This window comes from Arcicella lustrica (assembly GCF_034930985.1).
GTDB lineage: Bacteria > Bacteroidota > Bacteroidia > Cytophagales > Spirosomataceae > Arcicella > Arcicella lustrica.
In genome coordinates, this window is record NZ_JAYGIM010000037.1 from 1 (window position 1) to 552 (window position 552).

The following is a 552-nucleotide window of genomic DNA, read 5'->3' on the forward strand; positions in this document are numbered from 1 at the left end:
GGTTGCCATAGTTTAAGTTTTCTTTCCAGTCCCATTTGAGCGATAGCCTGAGCATCAATATCATCTGTTTTTGACTTAATATTATGACTTTGCATAAAGAACTTGACATTCTTTGCTAATTGAACACTCACAGATTGACCTCTTTCTAGTAAATCGAATGCAAGAGGTTCATAATACACGCCCGTAGCCTCCATTACGTATATCAAAGGAAACACTGGGCTTGTGAACTTAGTAACCCATTCCTGTAAGGTATGATAACCACTAGGGGAATTGGGAATCTTTTTAGTACTTTTTACAATGATTTCATCGGTTGAAGTCTTGTGACTAATGCAAGCAACAAAACTGTCCTTACTGATGTCAATTCCCACACATTGACGTAAAATAGTTTGGTTATTAATTACTTTTTTGCTCATGGTCTTAGATAGATTAAATAGTCTTTTCTCGTCCTATACAAGTTTACCACCATTTTGGTGATGCTTAAGGTGCTGTTGTGACTCTTAGCAATGAGTGATGGGGAATCCCTTGAAATGTACATATCCAAATGGATTGTTT

The 552-nt window shown here is 36.6% G+C and carries 1 protein-coding gene; it reads right to left on the minus strand.

The window, feature by feature from the left end; all coding sequences use genetic code 11:
- A partial coding sequence (locus VB798_RS24330; protein ID WP_323689836.1) for an IS110 family transposase occupies nt 1-413 on the minus strand: 413 nt, incomplete at its 3' end.
- Nucleotides 414-552 lie beyond the last annotated feature (139 nt).